Annotated in this window: 10 protein-coding genes; 3 read left to right on the top strand and 7 right to left on the bottom strand. The window is 26.8% G+C overall.

Annotation, left to right across the window (positions count from 1 at the left end; all coding sequences use genetic code 11):
• Positions 1–8 precede the first annotated feature (8 nt).
• From IC173_RS02450 to IC173_RS02435, 4 genes are all read right to left on the bottom strand, one after another.
• Positions 9–2219 carry an EAL domain-containing protein gene (locus IC173_RS02450; protein ID WP_227432924.1) on the bottom strand — a complete coding sequence of 737 codons (2211 nt, stop codon included), beginning with the start codon at positions 2217–2219 and terminating at the stop codon, positions 9–11.
• Between the two features lie 21 nt (positions 2220–2240).
• Positions 2241–2573 (bottom strand): hypothetical protein, encoded by a 333-nt coding sequence (locus IC173_RS02445; RefSeq protein ID WP_227432923.1) that lies wholly within the window; start codon positions 2571–2573, stop codon positions 2241–2243.
• 170 nt (positions 2574–2743) lie between these two features.
• Complete coding sequence (gltA, locus tag IC173_RS02440) at positions 2744–4138, bottom strand: NADPH-dependent glutamate synthase (protein WP_227432922.1); 1395 nt, start codon at positions 4136–4138, stop codon at positions 2744–2746.
• Positions 4138–5031: a sulfide/dihydroorotate dehydrogenase-like FAD/NAD-binding protein gene (locus IC173_RS02435; protein WP_227482343.1), complete on the bottom strand. Its 894-nt coding sequence runs from the start codon at positions 5029–5031 to the stop codon at positions 4138–4140. Before IC173_RS02435 ends, gltA begins: the two co-directional genes overlap by 1 nt.
• 628 nt (positions 5032–5659) lie before the next feature.
• Here IC173_RS02435 and IC173_RS02430 point away from each other — a divergent pair.
• Positions 5660–6511, top strand: coding sequence for a sulfurtransferase (locus tag IC173_RS02430; RefSeq protein ID WP_227482342.1), 852 nt, complete (start codon positions 5660–5662; stop codon positions 6509–6511).
• 138 nt (positions 6512–6649) lie between these two features.
• Here IC173_RS02430 and ggt read toward each other — a convergent pair whose 3' ends face one another.
• The 3 genes from ggt to IC173_RS02415 all read right to left on the bottom strand — a co-directional run bounded on the left by ggt (position 6650) and on the right by IC173_RS02415 (position 11143).
• A complete protein-coding gene (ggt, locus tag IC173_RS02425) occupies positions 6650–8263 on the bottom strand; it encodes a gamma-glutamyltransferase (protein ID WP_227855109.1) in 1614 nt (537 codons plus the stop codon).
• Positions 8264–8457: 194 nt separating this feature from the next.
• Positions 8458–10389, bottom strand: a complete 1932-nt coding sequence (locus IC173_RS02420) for an ABC transporter permease (RefSeq protein WP_227855108.1) — start codon at positions 10387–10389, stop codon at positions 8458–8460.
• The gene (locus IC173_RS02415; RefSeq protein WP_227432917.1) at positions 10376–11143 is read right to left on the bottom strand and encodes an ABC transporter ATP-binding protein; all 768 of its coding nucleotides are present in this window, start codon (positions 11141–11143) and stop codon (positions 10376–10378) included. The genes IC173_RS02420 and IC173_RS02415 overlap by 14 nt, the downstream gene beginning before the upstream one ends.
• Positions 11144–11430: 287 nt before the next feature.
• Here IC173_RS02415 and IC173_RS02410 point away from each other — a divergent pair, with 287 nt between their 5' ends.
• Complete coding sequence (locus IC173_RS02410; protein WP_227432916.1) at positions 11431–12105, top strand: response regulator transcription factor; 675 nt, start codon at positions 11431–11433, stop codon at positions 12103–12105.
• 23 nt (positions 12106–12128) lie between these two features.
• The gene (locus tag IC173_RS02405) at positions 12129–13133 is read left to right on the top strand and encodes a HAMP domain-containing histidine kinase (RefSeq protein WP_227855107.1); all 1005 of its coding nucleotides are present in this window, start codon (positions 12129–12131) and stop codon (positions 13131–13133) included.
• The last annotated feature ends 68 nt before the right edge of the window (positions 13134–13201 follow it).

The raw sequence follows: 13201 nt of genomic DNA, 5'->3' as shown, positions 1-13201 counted from the left end.
TAATTCAACTAAAATTTTAGAAGCTTTTCAAATTCACTAAGTACCATCGGTTTAGCAAATAAATAACCTTGAACCTTATCGCATCCTATTTCTTTTAAAAACTCTACTTGTTCATTGGTTTCTACACCTTCACATATAACTTTAATATTAATCGCTTTTGACATTTCTACTATCTTAGAGATAATAATTTTTCCACGTTTTGTATCTGTTGTTTCAATTAGAAATCCTCTATCTAATTTTAAAATATCAAAAGGAAGGTCCTTTAATAGATTCAAGGATGAATATCCTGAGCCAAAATCATCCATTGATATAAGAAATCCTATCTTTTTAAGCCTCTTAATTATATCAATCAATATATTTAAATTATCAAATACAACACTTTCTGTTAATTCAAGTTCTATAAACTTAGGAGATATATTATACTTATTTATCAATTCAGTAATATTCTCTATAAAATTATCTCTATGTAAATGAACTCGAGATATATTCACTGAGATTGGCACAGGGTTATAACCTTTGTTTAGCCACTTTCTCAAGGTCTTACATACTTCTTCAAATACAAACATATCAATATTTACAATGAAACCATTTCTTTCAAATAAAGGTACAAAATCTACGGGTGAAATAAATCCTATATCTGGATTGTTCCATCTTATTAGAGCTTCTGCTCCTTCAATTTCATTTCCATCATTTAAACTATATTTTGGTTGGTAATATACTACAAACTCGCCTTTTTCCAAAGCTTTATTCATATTATCCTCCAATTTCTTTTCTCTATATAATCGATTTCTTGTATCTTCATTGAAAAATGAATATGAATGCTCATACTTATCTTTTTTTGTTTTTGCAGCAATATTCGCTCTATCAATTAACAAGTCAATTTTTTGTATATCATCACTTCTATTTATCTTATATATGCCACTTGACATAACAATTTTATATTGTGAAGAATTACTAGTACTTAAATTGCATATTTCATTATTTATTTTAGCTAGTCTATTTAAAAGGTCAGTATCAGTATTACAAGAAAGCAATAATATAAAGTGGTCATTATCCATTCTGGCACAAAGTTCATATTTGTTTGTATTGTGTTTTAACACATTTGCAATATGTATTAATATCTTATTTCCTTCAGTATAACCAAACATCTCATTTATGTATTTAAATTTATTGACATCCAATTGAACTAAGTAAAAATCATCCTTATAATAATTATGTAAAATATATATAGAATCTTTTTTAAACTTTTCTTTGTTCTTTATTCCACTTAAGGAATCATAATAAGCTAATTTTTTCAGTTGTTCTATTAGTGTAACATTACTTAATTTCCACAATATCAAAAATATTAATATATAGAAAAATAACTTGATTATAAAATCAATTATCAAGCTTTTAAAGTTCTTAAAGACATCACAACTTGATATTAACGTCCAATCAGTTCCTTCGATACTCGTATATCTTGCACTATATAACTTCCAATTATCCCATGATAAAAAACCACCTTGACGTTTCTCATCTATATTTTTTAAAATTTCATTTTTACTGGACCCTATAATATTTCCTTCTATACTAAACATGTCCGTCTTATTGTGGACATAGTCTTTATTTTGATGAGAAATAATGGCATAATTTTTATCTACCATTAAAAACTTAATAGAATCATCAGAATTACTTCTACTTACTATCTTATTTACATCTTGAAAATAAAAGGAAGCAAAAATAGTTCCAGTTACTTCATTATTTTTTATAATAGGTACACATATAATAAATACTTTATCTCCTGTAACCTTACTAACTGTAATGTCAGAAATCACCATTTTCTTTGTTTCTAATACCTTCTGAAAATGAGTTCGGTCTTTTATTGTCCCAACCCTTTCTCTATATGTACTTGAAGTATTCCCTTGTGCATCAGTTATTCCAAGCATAAAAAGGTTATATTGTTTTTGATAAGGTCTTAATAACTTACCTTTTTCAATTAGAGAAGTTCTGGCATCAGAAAATCTATCGTCTTGACTAAGAGCTTTTAATAAGGATGCATTGACACTTAAATAATTTTCTAATTCTCTTTTTGAGGCTTCAATCATATTTTTAGAAGCAACCTCCATAGAATTACTTGCATATATAATTGTACTTGTAAAATCAATTAAAATTAATAACATCCATAAAATTAATATATACCTAAAAACTAATCCATCAAATATTTTTTCTCTTTTTCTCATATTTAAACACCATTAATTATACTATTGTAATACATACTCAATCGGCTCTTTAATAACTTGTGACATTACTCTATGTGAATAATCCAAAAGTATTCTTTCTTTAAATTTATATGAATCCTTTATACGAGATTCATAATTTAAAACTGGCACATTTAATTTTTCAATTTTATATAGGAAAGGCCTATATTCTAATGATGGAATATTATTTTTTAAGTAATTTATACTTGCTTTATCTAAAATGCTTACATTTTCAATATCTGTTGCACTAATATATGTAACCGTTATACCAAAAATATTCTTTTTAGGTATAAGTTCTAATGTCAAGTCTGATAACTCTGATTCTGCCAACCACACATTATTTCCCCCTTATAAAATCTTTATTCGATATTATTTTACCATAATTAAACAAAATTATGTTGCTTAATAGTAAATATTACAATAGTAACTATGGCTTTATTATATAATTTTTCAAAAAAATATACCAAGCTAGAAATTATTCTAACTTGGTATATTTAATTTACAAATTAAGCATTAACTTTTGCTTTTAAATATTCATCTATTGAAGCTGCTGCAGTTTTACCAGCACCCATTGCAGATATTACTGTTGCTGCTCCAGTAACAGCGTCTCCACCTGCAAATACACCTTCTTTAGAAGTTTGACCATTTTCATCTGTTATTAAGCATCTTCTCTTATTTATATCAAGACTCTTTGTTGTAGAAGATATTAATGGATTTGGACTTGTTCCAAGTGACATTATAACTGTATCTACATCAAGTACAAATTCAGAACCTTCTATTTCTATAGGTCTTCTTCTTCCAGAATCATCTGGTTCTCCTAATTCCATTCTTATACAAACCATACCTTTAACATATCCATTTTCATCTACTAAAATTTCTTTAGGATTTGTCAATGTATTAAATATAATTCCTTCTTCTTTTGCATGATGTACTTCTTCAGCTCTCGCTGGAAGCTCTTTTTCACTTCTTCTATAAACTATATATGATTCTGAACCTAATCTTAATGCAGTTCTAGCAGCATCCATAGCAACATTTCCACCACCAACTACAGCAACTTTTTTACCAGAACTAATAGGTGTATCATAATCATCTCTATAAGCTTTCATTAAGTTTACTCTAGTTAAAAACTCATTTGCAGAAAATACTCCATTAGCATTTTCTCCTGGTATGTTCATAAACATAGGAAGACCAGCCCCTGAACCTATGAATATAGCTTCAAATCCTTCATCTTCTATAAGTTCATCTACTGTTATTGTTTTACCAACAATTACATTAGTTTCTATTTTTACACCTAATTTTCTTATATTATCTATTTCAGGTTGAACAACAGCTTGTTTTGGAAGTCTAAATTCAGGTATTCCATAAGTTAAAACTCCACCTGGTTCATGCATTGCTTCAAATATTGTTACATCATAGCCTTTTTTAGCTAAGTCACCAGCACAAGCAAGACCTGCTGGTCCACTTCCTATTACAGCTACTTTTTGATTTTTCTTAGGTTCTGTATCAGATAAGTTTATATCATTTTCTTTTGACCAATCTGCTACAAATCTTTCCAATTTTCCTATTGATACTGCATCTGATTTTATTCCAAGTATACATACACCTTCACATTGACTTTCTTGTGGACATACTCTACCACAAACAGCAGGTAGTGAACTACTCTTGGCTATTACTTTAGCAGCACCTTCTATATCATCTTCTTTAATTTTTGTTATAAATCCTGGGATATCAATTCCTACTGGACATCCACCTACACATTTTGGTTTTTTACATCCTAGACATCTATTAGCTTCTGCCATAGCTTCTTCTTTATTGTATCCTAAACATACTTCATCAAAATTTGTTGCTCTTACAGCAGGTTCTTGTTCTCTAACTGGTACTTTTACTTTTTTAGCATCCATTATTTGTTACCTCCACATCCACAATTACTATGATGATGACTATCGCCTTCTTCAAGTTTTAACATAGCTCTTCCTTCTTGAGTTTTGTACATAGATTGTCTTCTCATAGCTTGGTCAAAATCAACTAAATGTCCATCAAATTCAGGACCATCTACACATGCAAACTTAGTTTCATTTCCAACACTAACTCTACAACCACCACACATACCTGTTCCATCAATCATTATTGTATTTAAACTTACTATAGTAGGTATGTTTAATTCTTTAGTCAATTGACACATAAATTTCATCATTATCATTGGTCCAATTACTATTGCTTGGTCATATTTTTTGCCTTGATTATCAACCAAATCTTTTAATAAATCTGTAACTCTTCCATCAAATCCATATGTACCATCATCTGTTGATATGTATACATTTTTAGCTACTTTTCTCATATCATCTTCTAATATGATTAATTCTTTAGTTCTTGCACCAATTATTACATCTACATCTAATCCATTCTCTTTAAACCATTTAACTTGTGGATACACTGGAGCAGAACCTACTCCACCAGCTACAAATAGGATTTTTTTATTTTTTAATTCTTCTATATCTTCATGTATGAATTCACTTGCTTGTCCTAATGGCCCTACAAAGTCCATTACAAAATCGTTTTCTTCAAACATTGCTAATTTCTTAGTTGAAGCACCAACTGTTTGGAATACGATAGTTACTGTTCCTTTTTCTCTATCATAATCAGCTATTGTAAGAGGAATTCTTTCTCCCTTTTCATCATTTTTAATTATTATAAATTGACCAGGCTGAGAAGATTTTGCAACTCTAGGAGCCTCTATTTCCATCAAATAAATACTATCTGTTAATTGTCTCTTACTAACTATTTTATTACTCATCTCGCTATTCTCCATTCTAACAAATATATTTTTCCCACTTTAAATTTAATTAAAACATAAACACACAAAACTATAACTCTAATTATAATACAATATTAGTTCTCGATTAAATGTTTTGTATTGGACATCCCCCCTGTAAAATAATTATAACTGCCCAAATTACAAATAGTTGATATTAACAAATTACGTTTAAATTCCAACAAATATTAAAACCCATATTATACGTATAATTTGTTATAGATTTAACCTAATACACACTTAAAGTATACTATATTATGCCAAATTTGTAACAAAAATTTTATAAATACATAATAAATTTTTTTTATTCAATTATTTGTTTAATAAATTAACCTAGGTTTTCATAATAACTCAGATTTCTTTAAAAACTAAACATGTATAAGGCTTTAATCTATTGCAATACCAGCTTTTATATAAACTAAAATATACTCTTATTTTATTATATATCTAAAATTTTTAATATTCATTAATTATTTGAATTTTTATATAAAATTTTTATATTTTCTAAAGATTTATTTACTTATGTAATAATTTATAATAATATTAATTTATAAAGTTAATAATTATTATGAATACACATAAAAATAATTAAAAATAGGAGGTTTGTTTTTTGAAAAATATTATTTCTGCAAAAGAACTTATATCTAAATTAGAACATAATGATAATCTAGTTGTTATAGATTGTAGATTTGACCTTATCAATAGAACTTATGGTATTGATTCTTATAAAAAAGGACATATAAAAGGTAGCTTTATCTTGGATATAGACAAGGATTTATCATCTCCTACAAAAGAACATGGCGGTAAAAATCCTTTACAAGACCCTTTTATATTAAAAGAAAAGTTAGAAAAAATGGGTGTTGATAATTACACTACAATTGTAGCTTATGATGATGGAGATTTAAATGGTGCTTGTAGACTATTCTTCCAATTAAAACACTTAGGTCTTGAAAATGTCTATGTATTAGATGGTGGAATAACAGCTTTTGTAAAAGAAGGTGGAGAATTAGAAGAAAAAATAAATATTCCAAACTGTACAGACAAAAAAATTAAGCCTAATGTAAATGACAGTTTAGTTGTTCCAATGGAATATGTTAAGTCTAAATTATATGACAAAAATACTGTGATTATAGATTGTCGTGCTAATGAAAGATACCAAGGTTTAGTTGAACCTGCATATTCAAAAGCTGGCCATATACCTAGTGCAAAAAATTACTTTTGCAAGGATTTAATAAAAGGTGATTTTGAAAATGGCTCACTTAAAGATACTGAATTTTTAAAAGACTTCTTTAAGGATTTAAACAATTATGAAGAAGTAATTTTGTCTTGTGGTTCAGGAATATCTGCTTGTGTTAACAGCCTTGCACTTAGAGAACTTAATATGCCCCATAAGATTTATGTTGGTAGCTTTAGTGACTGGATTAGCTATGATGACAACGAAGTTAAAACTGGACAAGAATAAAGTTAATAATCAATAAAACTAGCATATTATATATCTTAGTTTTTTATAAAGGCGTTAGTCATTGTAGACTTTCGCCTTTTATTATCATCATTTCATATAGATTCCTTTAGTCATTAAATATAAATTTAGTTTACAATATTAATAAACTGCAACATGACCGTCACATCTTGACTCTGTTGCACAAACATAACTTTCTTGCTCTGTTTTGAAGATTATTTGTCCCCTACCCATATCAACATTATCATGAATTACTTTTATCTCATGACCTTTTTCAATAAGAGCATCTACCATCTGTCTTGGCATCTCTGATTCAACTTCTATCTCTTTACCTTTTATCCACTGCCATCTTGGAGCATCTAATGCCTCTTGAGGGTTTAAACCAAAGTCTATCATACTCGTTAATACTTGAAGATGTCCCTGTGGTTGCATAAAAGCACCCATTACACCAAATGGACCTATTGCCTTATCATCTTTACCTAAAAAACCAGGTATTATTGTGTGATAAGGTTTTTTAAATGGTTTTACTACATTATGGTGTTTAGGGTCTAAGTTAAAATTATTACCTCTACTATGTAGTGCAATACCAGTGTTTGGTATTACTATCCCAGAACCAAAATTTATATAATTACTCTGTATATATGAAACCATATTCCCATCTTTGTCAGCAGTACAAAGATATACAGTTCCACCACAATATGGTTCTCCTTCTTTTGGGTATAAAGCTTTTTCATTATCAATCAATAAACTTCTCTTTTTTGCATAATCTTGACTTAATAATTCCTGAACCTTTACTTTCATATGTTCTATATCAGTTACATAGGTTTTAGAATCTGCAAAAGCCAGTTTTAAGCTTTCTATAATCTTATGTATGTCATCTACATTTTCTATATCTCCTTTTATGTCCAATTCTTTTAATATATCTAATGCCATTAGGACTGTTATTCCATGTCCATTCGGTGGAATTTCAAATATTTTATATCCTTTATATTCTGTGCTTATAGGTTCTACCCAAGTTGGATAAAAACTCGCTAAATCACTTTTTCTTATAGCTCCCTCAAACTTTCTAGAACACTCATCTATTTTATCTGCTAGTCTACCTCTATAAAAACTTTCAGCTTGTGTATTGGCTATTTCTTCTAATGTATTAGCATGCTCTTCACATACAAATATGTCACCAGCTTCTGGAGCTTTACCATCCTTAGAAAACGTCTCAAACCATGACTTAAATTCTTCTCCAACAAATTCTTTTTCATATAGTTCATAGGATTTTTTCCATACTTTTGATACATTAGGAGAAACAACATATCCTTCTCTTGCATATTTAATTGCTGGAGATAAACATTCTAGTAGACTAAGTTTTCCATACTTTTTATTTAATTCTGCCCAAGCTGCAGGTATTCCAGGTACAGTTACTGCTCCAAATCCATACTTTGGCATTTCTTTCATGTTCTTGTAATTTTTTAATTCCATTCTTTCTGGAGCAAAACCGCTAGAATTTAGTCCATATAATCGTTTTTCTTCCTCTATCCAAACAAGAGCATATGCGTCTCCTCCAATTCCATTACTTGTAGGTTCAACTACAGATAATGTAGCAGCAGTTGCAACTGCTGCATCCACAGCATTTCCACCTTTTTTTAGTATTTCAAGCCCAGCTTGAGAAGCTAATGGCGTTGAAGTTGCAACTGCTCCATTTTTAGCATATATAACATTTCTTATTGATGGATATTTATGTTGATGAGCATCAAACATCATAATTTTCAACTCCTTGTCATTTTTATTTTATATTTTCCTTAAATTTATTATATAACATTAATTAATACAACTGATACAAAATACAAACTTTTTCCAAGACTTAATTACATTATTATAATATTTTTTTGTTTTGATTAGATAAGCTATCTTGTTTTTAGTATTTAATTCTTATTAAGTAAAAAATACTCTACAACTTAATCTATTATCATATTTTGAGCGTATTTTAATGTTATAAAATAATATATAAAATAACCTATATAATAAATGGCTAGTGTTGTAATAATTGGTATAAGCAATGGCCTAGTTATAAATTTTTGAGCAATTGACATAGCAAATAAATTATGAATTGTACCTACAATTAATGGCAACAAAAATACAACTTTTAATTGTCTTGATATTATTTTCTCAATATCTTGATTATTTGCCCCAAGTTTTTTTAGCATAATATATCGTTCTTTATCATCATATATATTTGATAATTGCTTAAATAAAATTATACTTCCTGTACACAAAAGAAATACTACAGATAGAAATATACCTATAAATAACATAAGACCACTTACTCTAATTAAATCATTATAGTTTTCGACATTTGATGTAAAATTAAAAGGATAAGTTGATTCCATATTTTTATCAACTATATTTTTTAATCTTAAAGACATATCAAACTCTTTTTTTTCATTTTTTATATCAATTAATCTTAATAATCTCGATTCTCCTCCTGATTTGAATCTATTAAATATGTTATCTTTTACCACAATTAAATCAAATGTTGATTGTAAATTTATTTCTGGCTCTAAAATATTTTTTTGAACTGTAAATAAATTCATCTTCTCTTTTTCTTTAATGTATACATCTATTTTTTGAGTACCAGTACTTTTAAGAAACATTCTCTTATATGAATCTGAAACATAATATACATGCTCTTCTGAAGTTAATTCTTCATAATTACTGTTTTGATATTGTCTTAATTTCTTAAAATCACTTTCTTTAATAAAATCTACAATCACTGTATTTTCTCTATAAACTCCTCCTTTTTTATAGTACAATTTAAAATTTACATCTCTACTTATAAACTCTACTGTCTTATCAAAAAGCACCTTATCATCTTCTTTATATTTATATAGCAGCTTATCGATTTCATTATTTACAAGAGAATTTTCTGCATTTATAGTATAACTATACTTGTAGTTTTCATTTATATTTCTATCTATATCGTAATAAATTGATATTGTAAATCCTAACATAGTTACACTTGTAGCTATTAATATTGCTATTATTGCCAATACTCTGCTATTATTCTTTAATTTGAATCCAAGTTCTGAAAATGCAATTAGATTTCTTCCCTTGTAATAAAAACTTTTTTTCTTCTTAGCAACATCTATAATTATCGACATTATTGATGAAAAAAATAAAAAAGTACCTGGTATTATTGTAATTAATATAAAAGCTGAAAACATTATGTTTTCAACAATGAAATGACTAACTGACATTAAATAAGAAAATACTATCAGTAAAACTCCAAGAGTTCCCTTTAGCTTTATAAATCTTTTATTTGTATATTTTTCTGGTGACTTCTTAAATAACTCTACAATTTTTTTATTCCTAATAACTATAATATTTCTCATTCCAATTACTACAAATATTATTAAAAATATTCCTAATGTCTGAATTAAAGCCCTTATACTTAAAGTCATCTTTACTACTATAATCTCTTTCATTAATTTTACAAGAATCATTGTCATAAGCTTTGAAAATAAAAAACCTAAAGATATTCCTATTAATATTGCAAAGATTCCCATCAAAAAAGTTTCATATAAAAATATTCTGCCTATCTGATTTTTTCTCATTCCAATCAAGCTATAAGTACCTATCTCTTGCCTACGTCTATTAAAGAAAAATGAATTTGAATAATATATAAACAAAAAAACAAATACCACTATTACAATTGAACTTGTATTAATACCTATTTTAGTTTTTCTACCAAGTAAATTTAAGGCTTCATTGTACTCTATTGACTTGAAACTAAAGAATATAAATACACTAAATACAATTGAAACGAAGTACATAAAATAGCTTAAAAAGTTCTTTTTTATATTTTTTATAGCAATTTTAAATAAACTCATTTTTATTAACTCCTCCAATTAAGGAAACTGTATTTAGTATTTTATTATAGAATTCTTTTGTGCTTTCTCCTTTTATAAGTTCTGTAAAGATTATTCCATCCTTTATAAAGAGTATTCTACTACAAAAACTTGCACTTATAGCATCATGTGTTACCATTAATATTGTTGAATCGTTATCTTTATTTAATTTTACTAGAGAATTTAATAAATCCCTTGCAGATTTAGAATCTAATGCTCCTGTAGGCTCGTCTGCAAGTATTAATGATGGTTTTGTTACTATTGCTCTACAAACAGCGCCTCTTTGTTTTTGTCCACCTGAGACTTCATTAGGATATTTATCTAATACTGATTCTATATTTAGTGATTTTGAAACTTCTTTTATTCTACTTTCTATTACTGATACTTTTTCATTTTTTAAAGAAAGAGGTAGCATTATATTTTCTTTTATAGTTAATGTATCTAAAAGGTTAGAGTCTTGAAATACAAATCCAAGATTATCACGTCTAAAGTCGGCTAATTTATTTTGTTTCATTTTAATAATATTCTTATTCTCTATATAAACATTTCCTGATGAAGGCAAATCTATTGTAGAAATAATGTTCAAAAGAGTTGATTTTCCAGCTCCAGATGAACCCATAATACCTACAAATTCGCCTTTATAAACTTTAAAACTTATTCCCTTTAAAGCTTCATATTTTGAGCCTTTTCTACCATACTCTTTTTTTATATTTTCAACAATTAATATTTCTTCCATAATTACTTACCACTCCTCAACATAATTGCTCATTTTCCAATTCTTATAAATATATTATATATATTAAAGTAGTTTTTAACCATTTACTTATATTAATATAATGTTACATTTCTGTAAGTATTAATTATATTTCTTCCTTTTTACTAGAATTATATTTAAAATATAATTTGTCAAGTAAAATATAGTTATATTAATATAATTATTTTAAATTATAAGGTAGAAATGTTTGAACTTATCAAGTAAAATATAGTTATGTTAATATAACTATTCTGGATTAGGAGGTAAAAATGTTTAAAATAATGGTAATTGAAGATGATGTTTCATTAAAACATCAAATAGCAGATTGTCTTTCTAAATGGGGACATATTGTCTATCAAATAGAAAATCTTGAAAACATAATAGAAGAATTTAAGCATTATAAACCACAATTGGTTTTATTAGATATAAATCTTCCATTTTATGATGGATTTCATTGGTGTAATGAGATAAGAAGAATTTCCAAAGTTCCAATAATATTTATTTCTTCAAGAAATTCTAATATGGATGTGATAATGGGTGTAAATCTAGGCGCAGATGATTATATACAAAAACCATTTTCTATAGATGTTTTAATAGCTAAAGTAAATGCTCTTTTAAGAAGAACTTATAATTTTGTTGATAATAATTCAAATAAAATTGTCCATAATGGGGTTACTTTGGATTTATCAACTGCAACTATATGTTATAAAGATAGTACTATTGAGCTAACCAAAAATGAAATTAAAATTCTTCATGAACTTATGAGGAATAAAAGTAAAATAGTTAGTAGAAATAAACTTATGAAAAAATTATGGGATAATGATTGGTTTGTAGATGATAATACTCTCACTGTTAATGTAAACAGAATACGTTCAAAATTAAGTGAAATTGGATTGGAAGACTTTATAGAAACTAAAAGAGGATTAGGTTATATAATCAGTTAAAATAGTTTTAAGTAGGTGAATTTATGAGTTTTAAAGATTTTCTCAAAGATAAACTCGAATTTTTAGTATACAACTTTGGTTTCTTACTTTTTACGATAGCAGTTATTATATTTTCTCCTATTGATGCTCTCTTAGTAGATACTATTGTATACATATTAATTGTAAATATAGTATTTTCATTTATATATATACTTACTGGCTACATTAAGAAAAATAGATTTTTAGAGAAAATTAAAAATAATACATTCAAAGTTAGTACTAATGATATAGAATTAGTTAAATGTACAAATGAAGAAAAAATATATTTGGATATAATTAAAGGTTATCAAAACCAGTGTGATGATATAATAGATATCAATACTAAGAAATTTGAAGAAAATAAAGAAATTATGAGTATGTGGGTACATGATATAAAAATACCTATAGCAATAATTAAACTAGTACTTGAACAAAACGAAGATTTAATCGAAGAAAAAATTTCAGATGATATTGATAAAGAGATATTTAGAATTGAAAATTCTATTGAAAGAATTTTATATTTATCTAGACTTGAAGATTTTCATAAAGATTTTTTGATTCAAGAAGTAAATATTGAAAATATTCTTAGAGATATTATAAGAAAATATTCAAAATATTTTATCTCAAAAAAAATAATTTTAAACTTAAATAATTTGAATTATACAGTTTTATCAGACGAAAAATGGCTTCACTTCATATTCGAGCAATTATTAAATAATTCCCTAAAATATGCCTCAATAGAAGATAATATATCTATCTATTGCAAAACCCACAAAAATTATTTACAATTAAGGGTGGAAGATACTGGCTGTGGTATAAAAAAGGAAGATTTAAATCGAATATTCAATAAGGGATTTACAGGTAATAATGGAAGAAATAACACTAAATCTACAGGGCTTGGTCTTTATTTAGTAAAAGAACTTTGTGACAAACTTGGCCATAAAATTGATGTAGATTCAGAGTACAATCAATATACAAAAATTACTATTACATTCAAAGATTATCTATAGTATCTTATATATTGATAAGTTATTTTCATTTGACTTATATTCAACATGCTTCTTATAATGATTCTATA

This window comes from Clostridioides sp. ES-S-0048-02 (assembly GCF_020658495.1).
Taxonomy (GTDB): Bacteria; Bacillota; Clostridia; order Peptostreptococcales; family Peptostreptococcaceae; genus Clostridioides.
The sequence above is the reverse complement of the archived record's forward strand: the minus strand, read 5'-3'. Positions and strand labels throughout refer to the sequence as shown.

Coding starts and splice junctions, on each gene's coding strand:
- IC173_RS02450 (WP_227432924.1), bottom strand. CDS start 2,219: ATGAGAAAAAGAGAAAAAATATTTGATGGATTAGTTTTTAGGTATATA.
- gltA (WP_227432922.1), bottom strand. CDS start 4,138: ATGGATGCTAAAAAAGTAAAAGTACCAGTTAGAGAACAAGAACCTGCT.
- IC173_RS02435 (WP_227482343.1), bottom strand. CDS start 5,031: ATGAGTAATAAAATAGTTAGTAAGAGACAATTAACAGATAGTATTTAT.
- ggt (WP_227855109.1), bottom strand. CDS start 8,263: ATGATGTTTGATGCTCATCAACATAAATATCCATCAATAAGAAATGTT.
- IC173_RS02420 (WP_227855108.1), bottom strand. CDS start 10,389: ATGAGTTTATTTAAAATTGCTATAAAAAATATAAAAAAGAACTTTTTA.
- IC173_RS02415 (WP_227432917.1), bottom strand. CDS start 11,143: ATGGAAGAAATATTAATTGTTGAAAATATAAAAAAAGAGTATGGTAGA.
- IC173_RS02410 (WP_227432916.1), top strand. CDS start 11,431: ATGTTTAAAATAATGGTAATTGAAGATGATGTTTCATTAAAACATCAA.
- IC173_RS02405 (WP_227855107.1), top strand. CDS start 12,129: ATGAGTTTTAAAGATTTTCTCAAAGATAAACTCGAATTTTTAGTATAC.